General features: G+C 69.4%; 15 protein-coding genes and 1 pseudogene. 4 read left to right on the top strand and 12 right to left on the bottom strand.

Annotated features, from left to right (window positions below):
* Positions 1–77: 77 nt before the first annotated feature.
* Complete coding sequence (locus CRP49_RS05260; protein ID WP_097252362.1) at positions 78–1,289, bottom strand: acetate kinase; 1,212 nt, start codon at positions 1,287–1,289, stop codon at positions 78–80.
* Entirely contained in the window at positions 1,286–3,376 is a 2,091-nt protein-coding gene (gene pta, locus CRP49_RS05255; protein WP_097252361.1) for a phosphate acetyltransferase, read from the bottom strand. Before pta ends, CRP49_RS05260 begins: the two co-directional genes overlap by 4 nt.
* Positions 3,377–3,599: 223 nt before the next feature.
* On the opposite strand from pta, the gene CRP49_RS05250 reads away from it, so the two are divergent.
* On the top strand, positions 3,600–4,625 hold the full coding sequence (locus CRP49_RS05250) for an ATP-dependent 6-phosphofructokinase (protein WP_097252360.1): 1,026 nt from the start codon (positions 3,600–3,602) through the stop codon (positions 4,623–4,625).
* A 12-nt stretch (positions 4,626–4,637) separates the two neighbouring features.
* Here CRP49_RS05250 and CRP49_RS05245 read toward each other — a convergent pair whose 3' ends face one another.
* The 6 genes and pseudogenes from CRP49_RS05245 to CRP49_RS05220 form a co-directional block, all read right to left on the bottom strand.
* Positions 4,638–5,342: a helix-turn-helix transcriptional regulator gene (locus CRP49_RS05245; RefSeq protein ID WP_097252359.1), complete on the bottom strand. Its 705-nt coding sequence runs from the start codon at positions 5,340–5,342 to the stop codon at positions 4,638–4,640.
* A gap of 137 nt (positions 5,343–5,479) precedes the next feature.
* The gene (locus CRP49_RS05240) at positions 5,480–6,307 is read right to left on the bottom strand and encodes a carbohydrate ABC transporter permease (protein WP_097252358.1); all 828 of its coding nucleotides are present in this window, start codon (positions 6,305–6,307) and stop codon (positions 5,480–5,482) included.
* A gap of 8 nt (positions 6,308–6,315) precedes the next feature.
* Positions 6,316–7,179 (bottom strand): carbohydrate ABC transporter permease, encoded by an 864-nt coding sequence (locus CRP49_RS05235; protein ID WP_097252357.1) that lies wholly within the window; start codon positions 7,177–7,179, stop codon positions 6,316–6,318.
* Positions 7,176–8,559 (bottom strand): annotated as a pseudogene (locus CRP49_RS05230) (extracellular solute-binding protein). The gene CRP49_RS05235 and the pseudogene CRP49_RS05230 overlap by 4 nt, the downstream one beginning before the upstream one ends.
* A gap of 116 nt (positions 8,560–8,675) precedes the next feature.
* The gene (locus CRP49_RS05225) at positions 8,676–8,867 is read right to left on the bottom strand and encodes a hypothetical protein (protein WP_097252356.1); all 192 of its coding nucleotides are present in this window, start codon (positions 8,865–8,867) and stop codon (positions 8,676–8,678) included.
* 10 nt (positions 8,868–8,877) lie between these two features.
* Positions 8,878–9,651 (bottom strand): DUF5753 domain-containing protein, encoded by a 774-nt coding sequence (locus CRP49_RS05220; protein WP_306459707.1) that lies wholly within the window; start codon positions 9,649–9,651, stop codon positions 8,878–8,880.
* 223 nt (positions 9,652–9,874) lie between these two features.
* On the opposite strand from CRP49_RS05220, the gene CRP49_RS05215 reads away from it, so the two are divergent.
* A complete protein-coding gene (locus CRP49_RS05215) occupies positions 9,875–10,375 on the top strand; it encodes an ATP-binding protein (RefSeq protein ID WP_097252354.1) in 501 nt (166 codons plus the stop codon).
* 8 nt (positions 10,376–10,383) lie between these two features.
* Here CRP49_RS05215 and CRP49_RS05210 read toward each other — a convergent pair whose 3' ends face one another.
* On the bottom strand, positions 10,384–12,297 hold the full coding sequence (locus tag CRP49_RS05210) for a tetratricopeptide repeat protein (RefSeq protein WP_179851508.1): 1,914 nt from the start codon (positions 12,295–12,297) through the stop codon (positions 10,384–10,386).
* 163 nt (positions 12,298–12,460) lie between these two features.
* Positions 12,461–13,303, bottom strand: a complete 843-nt coding sequence (locus tag CRP49_RS05205) for a 5'-methylthioadenosine/S-adenosylhomocysteine nucleosidase (RefSeq protein ID WP_179851507.1) — start codon at positions 13,301–13,303, stop codon at positions 12,461–12,463.
* Between the two features lie 33 nt (positions 13,304–13,336).
* Between CRP49_RS05205 and CRP49_RS05200 the strand changes: the two genes are divergently transcribed.
* Both CRP49_RS05200 and CRP49_RS05195 read left to right on the top strand, forming a co-directional pair.
* Complete coding sequence (locus CRP49_RS05200) at positions 13,337–13,894, top strand: hypothetical protein (RefSeq protein WP_097252352.1); 558 nt, start codon at positions 13,337–13,339, stop codon at positions 13,892–13,894.
* Complete coding sequence (locus CRP49_RS05195) at positions 13,891–16,083, top strand: tetratricopeptide repeat protein (RefSeq protein WP_143669963.1); 2,193 nt, start codon at positions 13,891–13,893, stop codon at positions 16,081–16,083. Before CRP49_RS05200 ends, CRP49_RS05195 begins: the two co-directional genes overlap by 4 nt.
* Here CRP49_RS05195 and CRP49_RS05190 read toward each other — a convergent pair.
* Positions 15,965–16,660: a response regulator gene (locus tag CRP49_RS05190; protein ID WP_097252351.1), complete on the bottom strand. Its 696-nt coding sequence runs from the start codon at positions 16,658–16,660 to the stop codon at positions 15,965–15,967. The genes CRP49_RS05195 and CRP49_RS05190 overlap by 119 nt on opposite strands.
* On the bottom strand, positions 16,660–18,276 hold the full coding sequence (locus CRP49_RS05185; protein ID WP_097252350.1) for a sensor histidine kinase: 1,617 nt from the start codon (positions 18,274–18,276) through the stop codon (positions 16,660–16,662). The genes CRP49_RS05190 and CRP49_RS05185 overlap by 1 nt, the downstream gene beginning before the upstream one ends.
* Positions 18,277–18,330: the final 54 nt, after the last annotated feature.

Here is an 18,330-nt window from a genome sequence, read left to right as displayed (position 1 = left end):
AAATGGGCGGACATGCGCTCAGGCGTGTTACTGCCGTGTATTACTCAGCTCCACTGCTCAGCTGTACTGCCTTTTGCTCAACTGCTCTTTCCGACCAGCGTGTACGTCTGTGTGGCGATCTCCAGTTCCTCGTCGGTCGGCACCACGGCGACCGCGACCCGCGCGGACTCCGGCGAGATCAGCCGCGGCTCGTCGCCGCGTACGGCGTTCAGCTCGCCGTCGACCGCCAGGCCCAGGCCCTCCAGGCCCGCGATCGCCGCCTCCCGCACCGGCGCCGCGTTCTCGCCGACGCCGGCCGTGAACGCGACCGCGTCCACTCGGCCGAGCACCGCGTAATAGGCGCCGATGTACTTCTTGATCCGGTGAATGTAAATGTCGAAGGCGAGCGCGGCCGCTTCGTCGCCCTCGTCGATCCGGCGGCGGATCTCCCGCATGTCATTGTCCCCGCACAGGCCGAACAGACCGCTGCTCTTGTTGAGAAGAGTGTCGATCTCATCCATGGACATTCCGCCAACACGCGCCAAATGGAAGATGACGGCGGGATCCAGGTCGCCGGACCGCGTCCCCATCACCAGGCCCTCCAACGGCGTCAGCCCCATGGAGGTGTCCACGCACCGGCCCCCCTCGACCGCCGACGCCGAGGCGCCGTTGCCGAGGTGCAGCACGATCACGTTCACGTCCGCCGGGTCCTTGCCCAGCAGCCGCGCGGTCTCCCGGGAGACGTACGCGTGCGAGGTGCCGTGGAAGCCGTAGCGGCGGATGCGGTGCCGGTCCGCGATCTTCGGGTCGATCGCGTAGCGGGCCGCGGACTCCGGCATGGTCGTGTGGAACGCCGTGTCGAAGACGGCGACCTGCGGCAGATCGGGGCGCAGCGCCTGCGCGGTGCGGATGCCGGTGAGGTTGGCCGGGTTGTGCAGCGGCGCGACGGGGATCAGTCGCTCGATCTCGGCGAGCACCTCGTCGTCGATGACGGTGGGCTCGGTGAAGAACATGCCGCCGTGCACCACCCGGTGCCCGATCGCGGCCAGTTCCGGCGACTCCAGGCCCAGGCCGTCCCGGGCCAGCTCCTCGGCGACCGCCTTGAGGGCCGCGTCGTGGCCGGCGATCGGATCGGTGTGCTCGCGGGTGTCGCCCGTGGTGAGGCAGGTGTGCTTGAGCCGGGAGGTCTGCTCGCCGATCCGCTCGACCAGACCCACCGCCAGCCGGCTGCTGTCCCGCATGTCCAGCAGCTGGTACTTCACCGACGAGGAGCCGGAGTTGAGGACGAGGACACGGGTGGGGGAGGTCACTGCTGGGACGCCTTCTCGCTCGGGTTCTGGGCCTGGATCGCCGTGATGGCGACGGTGGAGACGATGTCCTGGACGAGTGCGCCCCGGGACAGGTCGTTGACCGGCTTGCGCAGCCCCTGCAGGACCGGTCCGACGGCGATCGCGCCGGCCGACCGCTGCACGGCCTTGTACGTGTTGTTGCCGGTGTTGAGGTCGGGGAAGATCAGCACGCTGGCCTGCCCGGCGACATCGGAGTCCGGCAGCTTGGTCGCGGCGATGGACGGTTCCACGGCCGCGTCGTACTGGATCGGCCCCTCGATCTTCAGGTCGGACCGCCGCGAGCGCGCCAGCTCGGTCGCCTCGCGCACCTTGTCGACGTCGGCGCCCGAACCCGACGTACCGGTCGAGTACGACAGCATCGCGATCCGCGGCTCCACGCCGAACTGCGCCGCCGTGGCCGCCGACTGGATGGCGATGTCCGCCAGCTGCTGGGCGTTCGGGTCCGGGTTGACCGCGCAGTCGCCGTAGACCAGCACCTTGTCGGCCAGGCACATGAAGAAGACGGACGACACGATCGAAGAGTCCGGCTTGGTCTTGATGATCTCGAACGCGGGCCGGATGGTGGCCGCCGTGGAGTGCACCGAGCCCGACACCATGCCGTCGGCCAGGCCCTCCTGGACCATCAGGGTGCCGAAGTAGTTGACGTCGGAGACGACGTCGTAGGCCAGCTCCACCGTCACGCCCTTGTGGGCGCGCAGCGCCGCGTACTGCTCGGCGAAGGCGTCCCGCAGCTCGCTGGTGGCCGGGTCGATCAGCTGGGTGTCGCCGAGGTCGATGCCCAGGTCGGCGGCCTTCTTGCGGATCTGGTCGACCGGACCGAGCAGGGTCAGGTCGCACACGCCCCGGCGCAGCAGCACCTCGGCCGCGCGCAGCACCCGCTCCTCGGTGCCCTCCGGCAGCACGACCCGCCGCTTGTCCGAGCGGGCCTGCTCCAGCAGCTTGTGCTCGAACATCATCGGGGTGACCCGGTCGCTGCTCGGCGCCGAGACCCGGCGGGCCAGCTCGGCGGTATCGGCGTACCGCTCGAACAGGCCGAGCGCGGTCTCCGCCTTGCGCGGGGTGGCCGCGGTCATCTTCCCCTCCAGGGAGAAGAGCTGCTCGGCGGTGGGGAAGCTGGTGCCGGAGACCGAGATCACCGGGGTGCCCGGGGCGAGCCGGGCGGCCAGCGTGAGGATCTCCTCGCTCGGCACCTCGTTCAGGGTGAGCACCACGCCGGCTATCGGCGGGGTGCCGGCACTGTGCGCGGCCAACGAGCCGACGACCAGATCGGCCCGGTCGCCCGGGGTCACGACCAGGCAGCCCGGGGTCAGGGCGCTGAGGAAGTTCGGCAGCATCGCACCGCCGAAGACGAAGCCCAGCGCGTCCCGGGCGAGCCCGGAGTCGTCCCCGAGCAGCACCTTGGCGTCGAGGGTCTGGGCGATCTGCGCGACGGTCGGCGCGGACAGCGCGGGCTCGTCGGGCACCACGTAGCAGGGCACCGGCAAGCGGTCCGCGAGCCGTACGGCGATCTCGTCGCGGTCCTCGCGGGCCACCCGGTTGGTGACCACGGCGAGGACGTCGCAGCCCAGCCCGTCGTACGCGCGGTAGGCGTTGCGCGTCTCGGCGAGCACGGACTCGGCCGTCTGCTTACGGCCGCCGACCACCGGGATCACGGACGCGCCGAACTCGTTGGCGAGGCGGGCGTTCAGGGACAGCTCGTCCGGCAGCTGGGTGCCGGCGAAGTCGGTGCCGAGGACGAGGACGACGTCGTAGTCCCGGGCCACCAGATGGAAACGGTCGACCAGCGCGGAGACCAGTTCGTCCGTGCCCTGTTCCGCCTGGAGCGCGGACGCCTCCAGGTAGTCCATGCCGTAGACGGTCGCCGGGTCCTGGGAGAGGCGGTAGCGCGACCGCAGCAGTTCGAACATCCGGTCGGGCCGGTCGTGCACGAGCGGACGGAACACACCCACCCGGTCGACCTGCCGGGTCAGCAGCTCCATGACCCCCAGTTCGACGACCTGCCGGCCGTCGCCGCGGTCGATCCCGGTCACGTACACGCTGCGCGTCACGTGTGCACTCCGTTCCCTGTGTCTCGGCAGAGATGACTCGTCTGCGATGTCGTCTGCGATGTCTCGTCTACGGCATAAAAATCGCCCACCAAGGTGAGCAGAACCCTCTTGACAATACCCCCGGTGCCGGATAAGGCGCCCGTCAGGACTTCACCGCTCCGGCGGACGTGAAACAATCGGCACTGGCTCACCGGCACCGACAGCGAGCAGGAGACACAGCACGATGCGCATCGGAGTTCTCACCGCAGGCGGCGACTGCCCCGGCCTGAACGCCGTGATCCGGTCGGTCGTGCACCGAGCGGTGGCGCAGTACGGCGACGAGGTCATCGGCTTCGAGGACGGCTACCGGGGTCTGCTCGACCGCCACTACCGCTCCCTCGACCTGGACGCGGTCAGCGGCATCCTGGCCCGCGGCGGCACCATCCTCGGCTCCTCCCGCCTGGAGCGCGACCGGCTGCGCGAGGCATGTGAAGGCGCCGCCGACATGGTCGAGGAGTTCGGCATCGACGCGCTGATCCCGATCGGCGGCGAGGGCACGCTGACCGCGGCCCGCATGCTCTCCGACGCGGGCCTGCCGGTCGTCGGCGTCCCCAAGACCATCGACAACGACATCTCCTCCACGGACCGCACCTTCGGCTTCGACACCGCGGTCGGCGTCGCCACCGAGGCGATGGACCGCCTGAAGACCACGGCCGAGTCCCACCAGCGCGTGATGGTCGTCGAGGTGATGGGCCGGCACGCCGGCTGGATCGCCCTGGAGTCCGGCATGGCCGCCGGCGCCCACGGCATCTGCCTGCCCGAGCGCCCCTTCGACCCCGCCGACCTGGTCAAGATGGTCGAGGAGCGCTTCGCCCGCGGCAAGAAGTTCGCGGTCGTCTGCGTCGCCGAGGGCGCCCACCCCGCCGAGGGCACCATGGACTACGCCAAGGGCGAGATCGACCAGTACGGCCACGAGCGCTTCCTGGGCATCGGCACCGCGCTCGCCTACGAGCTGGAGCGGCGCCTCGGCAAGGAGGCCAAGCCGGTCATCCTCGGCCACGTCCAGCGCGGCGGCGTCCCGACCGCGTACGACCGTGTCCTCGCCACCCGCTTCGGCTGGCACGCCGTAGAGGCCGCACACCGCGGCGACTTCGGCAAGATGACCGCGCTGCGCGGCTCCGACGTCATGATGGTGCCGCTCGCGGAGGCGGTCACCGAGCTGAAGACGGTCCCGAAGGACCGCATGGACGAGGCGGAGTCGGTCTTCTAACCGTTCCGGCTTCTAACCATTCCGGCTCTCGACCGCGGTCCAGAAGTTCTCGACGATCTGATCGAGGAAGTCCCGGCCGGACACACTGGCCTCCTTGGTGCCGCCGCCCCAGCTGAGGGTGGCGGCCATGTGCCCCTGGTAGTCCTCGTGCAGCTCCTGCAGCACGTCCTCCAGAACCCCCCGGTCCAGGGGCGCAACCTTCGCCACCGGGCGCACATAGGCCTGCCAGCGGGTGGTCACCGCGCTGTGCAGCAACTCGGCGAGCTTGGTCTCGCGGTCCGTGACGGTCACGAAGTCGGGCAGGGACAGCTGCAGCACGTCCGCGAGCACGGCCGACTGGCGCTCGTTGCCGCGCCATGTCCCGCTGTCCTCCATGTGCAGGTACCCGGACAGGTCCATGCCGACGGCACGGGCGACATCCTCCGGTGCGATCCCGCGCGAGACGCGGTGCTCGCGCAGGGTCCGCGGCCGGCCGATCAGTTCGCCCGGCGAACACCACAGCACGCCCGCGAGAGCGGTGAGTTCGGGGTTGCTGGGCGCGGCGGTGCCGCGCTCCCACGCGGCCACGAGGTCGGGGGTGACATAGGGCATCCCGTACGACGCACGCATCCCGTAGGCGACGTGCTCGGGCCCCATGCCGAGGGCGGCACGGAGCCTGCGGGCGGCCGGGGCGTTGAACGGGGGGGTCGAGGGGTTTTGGGCTGAGGGCTGGCGCACTCAGCACAAGGTAGGGAGCTACCCATGAGTTGACTACGGGCCGTTCCGACAGGATCACTAATTGTAGGAACGTACGGTTCCGGCCGTTCGGTATGTTCCGGCCGTTCGGTAGGTAACGGACGGATCACCCGTTCCCGCTATCCCTTGACCGCGCCACCGAGTGCGAACCCACCCCCCAGCCGTCGCGCCACGAGCACGTACAACAAGATCACCGGCGTCGAGTAGATCACGGAGAAGGCGGCGAGCTGCCCGTACGCCACCATGCCCCGGTTGCCGAAGAAGTCGTTGATGCTGACCGAGGCCGGCATCTGGTCCGGGCTGAGCAGGAGCATGAAGGGGACGAAGAAGTTCCCCCACATCATCACGAACGAGAAGACGGTGACGACGGCGAGCCCCGGCCCCATGAGCGGCAGCACGATCCGGACCAGGGACTGGAGGGAGGAGGCCCCGTCCGTCCAGGCCGCCTCCTCCAGCTCCTTCGGCACCCCGTCCATGAAGTTCTTCATGAGCCAGATGGCGAAGGGAAGCTGGGAGGCGGCGAAGAAGAAGATCGTCCCCTGGACCGTGTCGATCAGGTTCACCCGCACGAACAACGCGTACACCGGCACCATGATCGCGGTGATCGGCAGACCCGTCGCGAACAGGATCGTCAGGAGGAAGGGCCGGTTGAGCCGGGACCGGAACCGGGAGAGGGGATAGGCGGCGAGGGCCGCGCAGACGACGGTCAGCGCGGTGGCACCGCCGCACAGGATCAGGCTGTTGAGCAGCGGTGTGTAGGTGATGTCCGGGGTGAGGACGGCGTCGAAGTTGCCGAGCGTGAGCCCGTCGGGCACTTTCACTTTCAGGTCCGCCCGCGGGTCCACGGAGGACAGCAGCACCCAGGCGAGGGGCAGCGCGAAGGCGAGGGCCACGGCGAGGAGCGAGACGTCGGCGGCGAGGCGACGAGAGGCGCGTTTGCGGGGCATGGCCGGTCCTACACCTCCGTGCGCAGCAGACGCAGATACGCGACGGAGAACAGGGAGCCCACGAGCAGCAGGAGCAGGGCGACGGCGGTGCCGTACCCGATCATGCTGTTCTGGAAGGCCTGTTCGTACATGAACAGCGGCAGGGTCTGGCTCTTGTCGCCCGGCCCGCCCCTGGTCATCACCCAGATCAGCCCGAAGACGGAGAGCGTCTGCAGGGTGTTGAGCATGAGGTTGGTGCCGATGGAACGCCGGATCATCGGCAGGGTGATGTGCCACATCCGCCGCCATCCGCCGGCGCCGTCCACTTCCGCGGCCTCGGTGATCTCGCTCGGTATCTCATCCAGCGCGGCGGAGTAGACGAGCATCGAGAACGCCGTTCCGCGCCAGACGTTGGCGAAGGAGACGGCGAGGATGGGGAGGGTGAACAGCCAGTTCTGCGTGGGCAGATGGAGATGCTGAAGGATGGCGTTCAGCGTCCCCTCACGCCGGAAGAAGGCGTAGAGCAGGAACCCCGCGACGACCTCAGGCAGCACCCAGGCCGTGATCACGACCCCGCCCGTGAGAGTTCGTACGGGCTTGGAGGCACGTTTCATCAGCGCTGCGAGGGCCAGCCCCAGCGTGTTCTGCCCGACGAGCGAGGACAGCACGGTGAACACAAGGGTCAGCCATACGGCGTTGAGGAACGCGTCGTCGTGGAAGGCCTTGCGGAAGTTGTCGAGGCCGACGAAGGAGGAGTGGGCCTGACCGGTCAGCTGGAGGTCGGTGAAGGCGATGTAGACGCAGTAGGCGATGGGCCCGGCGAGGAAGAGCAGGATGAGGACCACGGCGGGGGTGAGGGGGAGTGCCCGGGTGAACCGGCGCCGGACGCTCACCTCTGGACCACTTGGCCGCCGGTGACGTCCTTGAGCGTCGAGTCGTACGCACTCGCCGCCTTCTCCGCGGACTGGTCGCCGGTCGTCACGCTCTCCATCGCCTCCTGGACGGCGGTCGACACCTTCGGGTACGCGGGATAGGCGGGCCGGTAGTGCGTGCTCGCGACCAGGTCGGTGAAGAACTTGATGCCGGGTTGGGCGGTGGCGTACGCGGGGTCGGCGGCGACGTCCTTGCGCACGGCTATTCCGGAGTTGGCGATGTACCACTTCCGGGCGTTGTCCTTCGTCTGCATGGTCTTGATGAAGTCGAAGGCGAGGTCCGGGTGGGCTGCCTTCGCCGGGACGGACCAGGTCCAGCCGCCGGACATGCTCACCTTGCCGGGGGCCTGGCCGTGCTGGGTGGGCATGTGGGCGAGCCCGAGCTGCTGGGACCAGTCGTTCCACTCGTGCCCGCTGCCCGGCAGCCAGGCCTGCGGGAGCCAGGAGCCGTCGAGGTCGATGCCGAGCTTGCCCTGGGGGAGAAGTTCGCCGTTGACGGTGGTGGCGAAGTTGGGGTCGAGGGCGTCGGAGACGTCGGGGCCGAGCTTCTCCTTGTACACGGTCTCGACGAACTTCAGCGAGTCCTTGAACCCCTGGCTCCCGGCGATCCACTTCTTGCCGCCGCTGTCGTACAGCGGGTCCGACGTCCCGTCGCCGGTGCCGTACAGGAGCATTTCGAACCCCTGCATGGTGGCCCGCTCACCCGCCGGCTTGCCGGTGTAGACGTTGAGGGGGGGTGACGCCGGGGACTTTCTTCTTGATGATCCGGGCGGCGGAGAGGATGTCGTCCCAGGTCTTCGGCTGCCAGGTGGTGGGGAGCCCGGCCTGACGGAAGACCCGCTTGTCGAACCACAGGCCCCGGGTGTCCGTGCCGTCGGGAACGCCGTACGTCTTCCCGTCCTCACCCTTAGCCGCGTTCTTGGCGGTGTCGATGAACTGCTGCCAGTCCGGCCACTTGGCGAGGTACGGGTCGAGGGGCTTCAAGTACCCACTGGTGATGTCCGAGTTGATGAGGAAGGTGTCCTCGTAGACCAGGTCCGGGGCGGTCCTGGGGGAGCGGAGCATCTGCTGGAGCTTGGTGTAGTACTCCGAGTCCGGGGCCTTGATGGGGACGAGTTCGACCTTCTTGCCCGGGTACTTCTTCTCGAACTCCTTCTTCATGTCGGCGAGGTAGGTGTCCATCACCTTGATGGAGTTGTCCGTCGACTGCTTGAAGGAGACCTTCAGGGTGTTGGGGCTGCTGCCGGATCCGTTGCCGCAGGCGGTGAGGGCGGTTGCGGCGAGGGTGAGTGCGATGAGGGTGGCGGCGGTGGGGGTGGCGGCGGTGGGGCGCACGGGCATGACCTCCTGCGGGCACACATCGTTGTGGCTTGGCGTGGAGATGGCTGCCGTGTGAACGTAAGAGGAGTGGTCTAGTCAGGTCAATGAGTCTGCGGTGATTGGGCTTCGGTGGCGGGCTACAGGAGGTGGTCGGCCTTGCCGGACTTGATGTCACGGATGAGGGCGCGGAGGGCTTCGCGGGAGTCGGTGAGGGGGTGGTCCTCCTGGCCGGCTATGGCGATGTAGGCGTTGCCTTGGGGGTCGGTGCCTATGCGGAAGCAGTTGGCGCCCTCTCCGCAGAAGGGTTCTTCCCAGCTGATGTCGGTCATGGCGGCGCTCCTAGAGGTCGTTGGCCAGGGCGTGGATGAAGTCACGCGAGGCATGCGGCGCGAGTGATACGGCCTGCGCGGCGTCCAGTTGGGCTCGGTACTTGCCGAGTTGGGCTTCCGAATCGATGAACTCCGGGCCGTGCGTGCTGTCGAGTTCCACGGTGTCGAGGCGGGGGACGGCTGCCTCTGCGTGGACCACGGACTGCCCGGCTCCCGGGAAGCCGCCCGCCTTGAACGGAATGACCCGCAGGGTCACGGTCTCGCGCTCGGACATGCGTACCAGATGCTCAAGTTGGCGCCTTGCGACCGCAGGACCGCCGAACTCCATGCGGAGGGCGGCCTCGTGGAGGATCACGTCGAGCGACGGCGGGCTCGGCCGGTCGAGTACCTGCTGCCGGTCGATCCGGTGGGCGACCCGGATGTCGACGTCGTCCGAGGAAAGGCGTGGGATCACTGCTTCGAAGACGGCGCGGGCGTGGTCCTCGGTCTGCAGCAGTCCCGGCAGGTGCACGGTGACGGCGATGTGCAGGCGTATGGCGTGCCACTCCATCTCGGCGATGTCCAGGAAAGCGTCCCGGAGTTGTCCCCGGTATGCCTCCCACCAGCCCTTCTCGCGCCCGGCAGCCATGGCGGCGAGGGCCTCGACGAGGGCCTGGTCCGCGCAGCCGTAGTTGCCCGCGAGGGTCCGTACGCGCTCGGCGCTGATGCCGGAGCGACCCGACTCCATGTTGGGCACGTTCGTGCGCGGGACGCTCAGCAGCGCGGCCGCTTGCTCCGTGGTCATCCCGGCCGCGACACGCAACTTGCGCAACTCGGCACCGAGCCGTCGCTGACGCTCTGTGGGAGCGCTCCTCGGTGGCATCCGCCCTCCTGTTCGGCCGTGTGACGGGGACAGTCTGCCGCTGGTGTGACTGATCGGTCCACCGAGGACTTCGACGAAGAGTAGTACACGTACTCCGCGCATGCATTCGGAATCACGCACACCCGTACACGCGAAGGAGTCGTCCGTGTCCGCACCGGTCACTGTCTCGGCCTGTCCCCGCTCCGCCGACGAATGGCAGACAACGCCGCCGTCCCCCGACACGCTCGCCTACAGCTTCACGCTCCCCGCCGGGCCGGCCAGCCCCCGTGTTGCCCGTGCGGCTGCCCGCGTCGTTCTCCAGATCCATGGCCTGGCCGAGATGACGGACGCGGTGGTGCAGGTGGTTTCCGAACTGGCCGCCTGCGCGTGTCGGTTCACACCCGAGAGTGAGGTGTACGTGTCCCTGCGGTACCGGGACGGGGGCCTGCGGGTGAACGTCTACGACGGACACGCCCGGCACGACCATCCCCGGCTGGCGGCGGCCTGCGACACGCGGAGGCGGGCCGCGCTGCGGGTGCTCGGGTGCGTGGTGCGGGCGTGTCAGGGGGAGTGGGGGTTCGGGGAGGCGCGGGAGCCTGGGGGTGGGATGCGGATGTGGGCGGTGGTGCCTTGGCGGGGGGCTCGGGGGTATGTGGGGGTGGGGTGAGGTTGGGGTTATTCCGGTAGTTCGGCGGCGCGGGAGCGGGCTTGGTCGGCTCGGTCCGGGGCATTGGCGCGGGTGTAGGCGTCGGCGGCCTGGAGGTAGGCGGAGCGGGCTTCGGCGGGGCGGTTAGCGGCCTTGTGGGCAAGGGCCAGGTTGCTGAACGTCAGACCCTCGCCGTACCAGTCCTCGAACGCTCGGCGGATCTTCAGGGACGTGCCGTATGCCTCGACCGCCTCCTCCGTCCGGCCCGCCGTCTGCAGAGCGAGACCAAGGTTGTTCCACACTCCGCCCTCGCCATGGCGGTCTCCGGTGGCTTGGTGCAGGTCGCGGGCGCGGATGTGGGCGTCGATCGCTTCCCGAGTCCGGCCCGCCCTCCGCAGGGCGCTGCCGAGGCTGTTCCACGCCTTGCCCTCGCCGTGGCGGTCTCCGGTGGCCTGGTGTAGGTCGCGGGCGCGGATGTGGGCGTTGATCGCCTCCTCCACCCGGCCCGCCTCCCGTAGGGCAATGCCGAGGTTGTGCCACGCGCCTGCTTCAAGGTGGGGGTCTTCCGCAGCCTGATACAAGTCACGGGCCCGGGTGTGGGCGTCGATCGCTTTCTCTGTCCGGCCCATCTCTCCGAGAGCGTTGCCAAGGTGGTCCCACGCCATGGCCTCGCCCAACCGGTGCCTGGCTCGGTGAGCGGCCTCCCGCGCCGCCTCCGCGACGGCGATCCAGTCGTCGAAATACCGCCGCCAGTACAGGTACTCCCCCAGACACTCTGCCAGCCGCACTGCCGCGCCCGCGAACCGTTCTTCCCGCGCCCACCCCGCCGCGGCTACCAGACCCGCCCGCTCACCGTCCAACCATGCCAACGCCTGACCCCGGTCCCCGAACCGCTCTGGCTCCGCCATGCCAGGCAGCCACCGCAATCGGTCATCAGCGGCATCCGCCCACCGGGCGTAGAACCCGAGCACCCGCTCCCGCGCCGCCTCCCCCTCCTCCCTCAACCTCGTATTCCCCGCCACCACACCCGCCCCGAACGCCCGCACCAGGTCATGCAACCGCCACCGCATAGCAGGAGCCGTCCCATCGACGTCCCGCGCCGGCATGACCAGATGCGTGGCGGCCAACTCCTCCAACAGGCAGAGCACGGCCTCCATGTCGAGGTCAGCCAGAGCGGCGATCGCTTCCGTGCTGGTCCCCGCACCCGGAGCAAGACAGAGGAGACGCAGCAGCCGGGCTTGGTCGGACGACAGTCGGCGATACGACGTCTCCAGCACAGGACGCAAGACGAGTGAGCGCCCGTACAGATCCGTGCCCGGACTGCCATGGTCGAGAACGGCGGTCGGGTCTCCGGCGTCCCGGATATCGGCCACCAGAGAGGCGATGCCTCGATGTCGGCGCCGACGCAGCATCCCCACCGCGATCTGGAGCGCCAAGGGCAAGTGGCCACAACGATCGACGAGTTCGCGTAGTGCGTCGGGTTCGCCCACAGCGCGCTCGTCGCGCTCGTCGGTGTCGCGCAAGGCGCGCGTCACCAGGGCGACTGAGTCGTCCGGATCAAGCGTCTCGAGGTCGATGAGTCGTACCGGAAGAGCGTCAGGACGGTCCCGGGACGTGATGAGCACCCGGTGATGGTCCGTGCCGGGGAGCAGCGGCAGGTACTGGGACGGATCCGACGCGTTGTCCAGGATCAGCAGCATCCGATCCCGCCGTTCGGCGAGGAGCGCCCGGTACGCGTCGTACTGGCGCTCCGCCGTCGGCGGCAGCTCCTGCCCCCGTACCCCGAGCGCGTCGAGCAGCGCCAGAACCGCCTGATCAGCTGTGACCGGGTCGTCGTCGTACCCGCGCAGGTCCACGAACAGAGTCCCGCCCGGAAACCAGCCCTCCGCACGCGCCCGATGCGCCGCCTCCACCACCAGCGCGGTCTTGCCGATGCCTCCCATGCCTGTGACGGCGAAGATGAGGAGCGGAAGTGCGGTCGTATGGGACTCGTCGGGGGCGAGGTGCGGGAGCAGGCGGTCCAGCTCCGCCGACCGGCCGGTGAAGCCCAGCGGGCGGGGCGGCAGGGTGGCGGTCGCGCGGGGGACCGGGCCGTGGATCGTGCCCTTACCGGCCTCCGACCTGCTTCCCGATGACGGGGCCGTAGAAGGTCCCGCCCCGGAAATCGATGCGGTCGCCCCCGGAACCGACTTGGGGACCCTCCTCGGAGTCGCCGGAACCCCCGTCGCGAGGCAGATGCTTGCGCAGCACCGCCACCGTCACCGAAGCCGCCTGCGCCGCCGCCCGCTTCTGCGAGCCGCCGGCGTCGGCCTTGCGCTTGTTCGCGTCCGCGCGGTCGCTGATGCCTCGGACGACGAGGGCGTCCAACTGTCCGTTGAAGTGGGCGGCGTTGGCCGCTCCGGAGCCCTCCATCTCGATCGCGCCGGCGTCGTTGTAGTGCGACTCGATGTGCCGTGCGATGTCGGACTCGGCGTCGGCCAGCACCACGTCACCGGTCGCGATCGGCGCGAAGTGCACCTCCACGCCCTCCAGGTCCCGGGCCGCCGAACGGGCCGCCTGCTCCAGCGCGTGGGAGCTGGGCAGGGCCTTGGGGCGAACCTTGAAGCCTTCGTCGGTCTGCTTGCCGCTGTGGATCTCGTACACCTGGGTGCCGACCACGACATCACCGATCTCGATGACGTCCTTCAGACTGCCGGCCACCCCCACGAAGAACACGGCCTGTGGATGCAGCCACTCGATGAGCTGCGTCGCGAGCGCCGCGGCACGCTCGGCGCCCACGCCCAACTCGCTGACCGCGACCTGCCAGGGGCTGTCGGGCAGCCTGCCGATCTCGACGCGGGTTCCTTTCGGGTGGACGCGTTCCTCGCGGTCCTCGATGTACGCCCGCACCGCCGTGTACTCCAGCGCGAGTGCGGTCAGGATCAGAACAGTCGGCTTCGTCTGCGGCACACTCTTAAGGTACTGCCGGGGGAAGGGGCACGAGTGGCGGAACGGGACGTTACGGTAGGGCAGTTGCTGCTCACCGAGTACCAGACGATCAAGGACGAGCAGAAGACGCGGATCGGGTTCCGGGACAATCTGCTGTACGTCACCCTCACTGTCGTGGCAGCCGTGATCGCCGCCGCCGCGCAGGCCAAGCAGGCCGCGATGTTGCTGGCGCTGCCGCCGGTGTGTGTGGTGCTCGGGTGGACGTATCTCGTCAATGACCAGAAGATCTCCGCCATTGGGGCCTATGTGCGGGGGGAGTTGGGGCCTCGGCTCGCGGAGATGGTTCAGGTGGAGGGGGGCGAGGTCTTCAAGTGGGAGGCCGCCCATCGGGGGGATGCGCGGCGGGTCTCGCGGAAGGTCGCGCAGTGCGTGATCGACCTGCTGGCCTTCTGCGTGGTGCCGTTGAGTGCGCTGGTCGTGTACTGGGTTGGGGCTGACGCCTCGACCGGGTTGGTGATTCTCTCCGTTCCGGAGGCGGTCTCGGTGCTCGGGCTGGGGGTGTACATCGTTCAGTACGCCCTGCCGTTCGGGAGCGGAGGCCGGGCGGGGTGAGCGATCACATTCACTTCCAGGACGGGGAGTTCAAAGGGACGGTCATCGGGAAGGCGGAGTACCGGCAGGAGGCTCCGGCGCCTACGGCGTTGGATGCGTTGCCTCCTAGGGCGGCTGGGTTCACGGGTCGCGACGGGGAGTTGGGTCGGCTGCTCGATGTCCTGAACCCGGCCTGCTCCAGCGGAGCACAGGCTGTACTTGTCACCGCAGTGTCCGGGCTGGGCGGTATCGGCAAGACCACGCTGGCGGTGGAGTCGGCGTACGCGGCCCGGGAGGCGGGTTGGTATCCAGGCGGCGTGATCTTTGTCGATCTGCACGGATACGACGACGTACCGGTGACGGCTGATCAGGCACTTCAGTTGTTGCTGCGGGCCCTCGGCGTCGAGCCCCAGCACATTCCGGCGGTCGCGGACGAGCGAGCGGGGCTCTATCGGTCGCTGCTGGCGGGTCGGGATGCCCTGCTCGTCCTCGCTGACAATGCGTCGTCACCGGATCAGATATGGCCCCTGCTGCCGGGCGGCAACAGGCACAGGATCCTCGTCACCTCCCGGGATCGGCTGCCCCAATTGGACGCCCGGCTCCTGCCGTTGGATCAGCTCGGGCCTCCGGCAGCGTACGACCTTCTCGACCGTGCACTGAGAATCGCCGACCCGGATGACAGCCGTATCGGCGAGGAGGCCGAGGCGGCTGGACGGCTCGCCGGACTCTGTGGGCACCTCCCGCTGGCTCTGCAGATCGCCGCCGCGTTGTTGGCCGAGGATCCCGGCATGTCCGTCGCGGATCTTGTAGACGAGTTGACTACGTCGTACGACCGTCTCGCCGCCCTCGATGACGGCCACCGCAGCATCCGCGCCGCCTTCGACCTCTCCTACCGTCGGCTCCCGCCCGGCCAAGCCCGCCTGTTGCGCCTGCTCGCTCTGGCACCGGGGCCCGAGGTGAGTGACGAGGTCGCCGCCGCGCTGGTCGGGGCCGACGTCCTTCCGCTACGGGACCTGAGGGGACTGGCCCGCGCGAACCTCGTGGAGCGGGGGAGCGGCCGAGGGCGGTGGCGATTGCATGATCTCGTGCGGGCGTTCGGGGTGGGCGTGGTGGCCGGGGATGCGGGCTTGCGGGAGGAGGGGGAAGCGGCGCGGGCTCGGGTGCTGGAGTTCTACCTCCGGTGGGCATCGAGGGCTGAAGACCGGTTGCGGTGGGTGCCGGGAATGCCGGAGCCGGAGCGGTTCGCGGACCGGAGACAGGCGCTGGCGTGGCTGGACGGGGAGCGGGCGGGGCTGGTTGCGGCAGCGCTGTGGGCGCGCGAGGAGCGCTACGCGGCCGCCGCGGTGCGGCTGGCCGCATCCATGACGCTGTACCTGTATTGGCGACGGTACTTCGACGACTGGCTCACCACTAGCCATGCTGCCCAAGGGGCCGCTCACGACATCGGGGACCACCGCAGCGAGGCTTTCTCGTGGAACAACCTTGGCTACGCTCTCCGCGAGATCGGGCGGGTAGAGGAGGCGATTGACGCCCACACCCGGGCCCGCGACCTGTATCAGGCTCTCGACGACGTCCATGGCGAGGCGAGCGCGTGGGACCTCCTTGGCTACGCTCTGCGGGAGGTCGGTCGGGCGGGGGAGGCGATTGACGCCCACACCCGGGCCCGCGACGTGTACCAGGCTCTCGACAACCTCCAAGGCGAAGCCGAAGCGTGGGACTACCTCGGCCTCGCCCTGCGGGACGTCGGCCGGGTGGGGGAGGCGATCGACGCCCACATCCGCTCCCGTGACCTGGAGCAGGCCACTGGGGATCGCCACCGTGAGGGCGTCTCGTGGCACAACCTCGGCTTGGCCCTTCTACATGCGGGCCGGGTGGAGGAGGCGATCGAGGCGTATGGGAAAGACCTGGAGATCTGCCGGGAGCTCGAGGACTGGTACCGAGCAGGTCAGACCCTCGAAGGCCTGGCACGCGCTCACCAGAGTGCCCACCACTCCGCTGACACCTACGCCTGCTTGCTCCAGGCCGCCGATGCCTACAACAGAGCCGGCGCTCCCGCTGAAGCCGCCAACGCCCGCGCCCAAGCCGCCGCCCTCACCGCCCCTGAGAAACCCACCGATAAACCAACTCCGGCCTCCCCACCTGCCCATAAACCGGCTCCCGCCCAGCCCTCCCCGCCTCCACCAGATGCTCCAGGTACCGCCGAGCGGTAATCCGCGAAATCCCCACCGCCTCCGCGACCCCCGCCGCCGTAAGCCCCTCCGACGCCTCCCGAAGCACCCCCGTGACCCGCTCCAGCGTCGGCCCGCTCAAGCCCTTCGGCAGCGCCGCAGGCGAAGGTGCTCGAAGCGCACCCAGGGCCCGGTCCACCTCGTCCTGCCCGCTCGCCTCGCCCACCGCCGCATGGAACTCGGCGTACCGCACCAGCCGGTCCCGCAGCGTGGCGAAAGTGAAGGGCTTCAGGACGTACTGGACGACCCCCAGGGAGACACCCTCCCGCACCACCGCAAGGTCCCGCGCCGACGTCACGGCTATCACGTCCGCGTGATACCCGGCGGCCCGCAGCGACCGAGCGAACTGCAGCCCGTGCACATCCGGCAGGTGCAGGTCCAGCAACAACAGGTCCACGGCCGTGCGGTCCAGGATCCGCCGTGCCTCCGCGCCCGTGTGCGCCTTGCCCACCGCCACGAACCCCGGCACCCGGCCGACGTACATCACATGCGCGTCGGCGGCCACGGGGTCGTCCTCGACGACGAGGACGCGGATGGGTTGCGAAACAGAACCCGTCATCAGCCGCCACCCACCGATGTGCGCAACGGCAACCGCACCTCGAACACCGCTCCGCCCTCCTCGGCCTCCGCCACCGTCAGCGTCCCGTCGAGCCGGGTGACCGCCTGCCGGACCAGGGCGAGGCCGAGGCCGCGCCCGCCGGGTCCCGCCGGCTTCGTCGAGAACCCCCGTTGGAATACCAGGTCGGCATGGGCGGGGTCGACCCCCGGTCCCGTGTCGGACACGCGCAGCACCAGTTCGGCGGCCGAGGCGTACGCCGTCACGGTCACCCGGGCTCGCACACTGCCCTGCGCCGCGTCCACCGCGTTGTCGATCAGGTTGCCGAGGACGGTCACCAGGTCCCGCGCGGACAGCTCGGGCGGGAGTACGCCGTCGTCGAGCCGGCTGTCCGCCGAGACCACCAGCTCGACGCCCCGCTCGTTGGCCTGGGCCGTCTTGCCCAGGAGCAGTGCGGCCAGCACCGGCTCGCTCACGGCGGCCACCACCTGGTCGGTGAGGGCCTGGGCCAGCTCCAGTTCCGCCGTCGCGAAGTCCACGGCTTCCTCGGCCCGGCCCAGCTCGATCAGGGAGACGACCGTGTGGAGGCGGTTCGCCGCTTCGTGGGCCTGGGAGCGCAGGGCCTGGGTGAAGCCGCGCTCCGAGTCCAACTCGCCCATCAGGGACTGGAGTTCGGTGACGTCCCGGAGGGTGACCACCGTGCCCCGGCGCTCTCCGCCCGACACCGGTGACGTGTTCACCACCAGCACCCGGGACGCCGTCAGGTGCACCTCGTCCACGCGTGGCTCCGACGACAGCAGTGCGCCGGTCAGCGGTGCCGGCAGGCCCAGGTCCGCCACCGACCTGCCGATCACGTCCTCCTCCTCGCCGACCCCGAGCAGCTCCTGGCCGCCGTCGTTGATCAGCGCCACCCTGAACTGCCCGTCCAGCATGAGCAGCCCCTCGCGGACCGCGTGCAGCGCCGCCTGGTGGTAGTCGTGCATCCGGCTCAGCTCGGTCGCGTTCATGCCGTGGGTGTGGCGGCGCAGGCGGGCGTTGACGACGTACGTGCCCACCGCGCCCAGCAGCAGCGCGACGCCGGCCACTCCGAGCAGGGCCGTGACCTGGCCCCGGACCCGTGCGCTGATCGCCTCCACCTTGATGCCGGCGCTGACCAGGCCGATGACCCTGCCGTTCTCCTCCACCGGGGTGACCGCGCGGACGGACGCGCCGAGGGTGCCGGTGTAGGTCTCGGTGAAGGTGCGGCCGTGCTGGGCGGGGCCGATGCGGCCGAGGAAGTGCTTGCCGATCTGCTTCTCGTCGGGGTGGGTCCAGCGGATGCCGGACGGGGTCATGATCGTCACGAAGTCGACGTTCGCGTCCCGCATGACCTGCAGCGCGTAGGGCTGGAGGTCCTTGGTCGGATCGGGGGTGTGGATCGCCGTGCGGACGGAGGGGGAGTCCGCGATCGAGCGGGCCACCGCCGTCGCGTGGCGGGCCGCCGCGTCCTCGGCCTGCCGTTCGTCGCTGACGTAGGTGAACAGCGCGTACCCGGCCACGACCACCGCTATCAGCACGGCCTGCATGGCGAACAGCTGGCCGGCCAGGCTGCGGGGGCGGGGGAGGGACGGGAAGCGCATGTCAGCAGTGTGCCTCTCGGGTTAAGCATGAACTAAATGAACGGAAGGGTGACC

The organism is Streptomyces sp. Ag109_G2-15 (assembly GCF_900215565.1).
GTDB classification, from domain to species: domain Bacteria; phylum Actinomycetota; class Actinomycetes; order Streptomycetales; family Streptomycetaceae; genus Streptomyces; species Streptomyces diastatochromogenes.
The sequence above is the reverse complement of the archived record's forward strand: the minus strand, read 5'-3'. Positions and strand labels throughout refer to the sequence as shown.

Coding starts and splice junctions, on each gene's coding strand:
- CRP49_RS05250 (WP_097252360.1), top strand. CDS start 3,600: ATGCGCATCGGAGTTCTCACCGCAGGCGGCGACTGCCCCGGCCTGAAC.
- CRP49_RS05240 (WP_097252358.1), bottom strand. CDS start 6,307: ATGCCCCGCAAACGCGCCTCTCGTCGCCTCGCCGCCGACGTCTCGCTC.
- CRP49_RS05225 (WP_097252356.1), bottom strand. CDS start 8,867: ATGACCGACATCAGCTGGGAAGAACCCTTCTGCGGAGAGGGCGCCAAC.
- CRP49_RS05220 (WP_306459707.1), bottom strand. CDS start 9,651: ATGACCACGGAGCAAGCGGCCGCGCTGCTGAGCGTCCCGCGCACGAAC.
- CRP49_RS05210 (WP_179851508.1), bottom strand. CDS start 12,297: ATGGGAGGCATCGGCAAGACCGCGCTGGTGGTGGAGGCGGCGCATCGG.
- CRP49_RS05190 (WP_097252351.1), bottom strand. CDS start 16,660: ATGACGGGTTCTGTTTCGCAACCCATCCGCGTCCTCGTCGTCGAGGAC.
- CRP49_RS05185 (WP_097252350.1), bottom strand. CDS start 18,276: ATGCGCTTCCCGTCCCTCCCCCGCCCCCGCAGCCTGGCCGGCCAGCTG.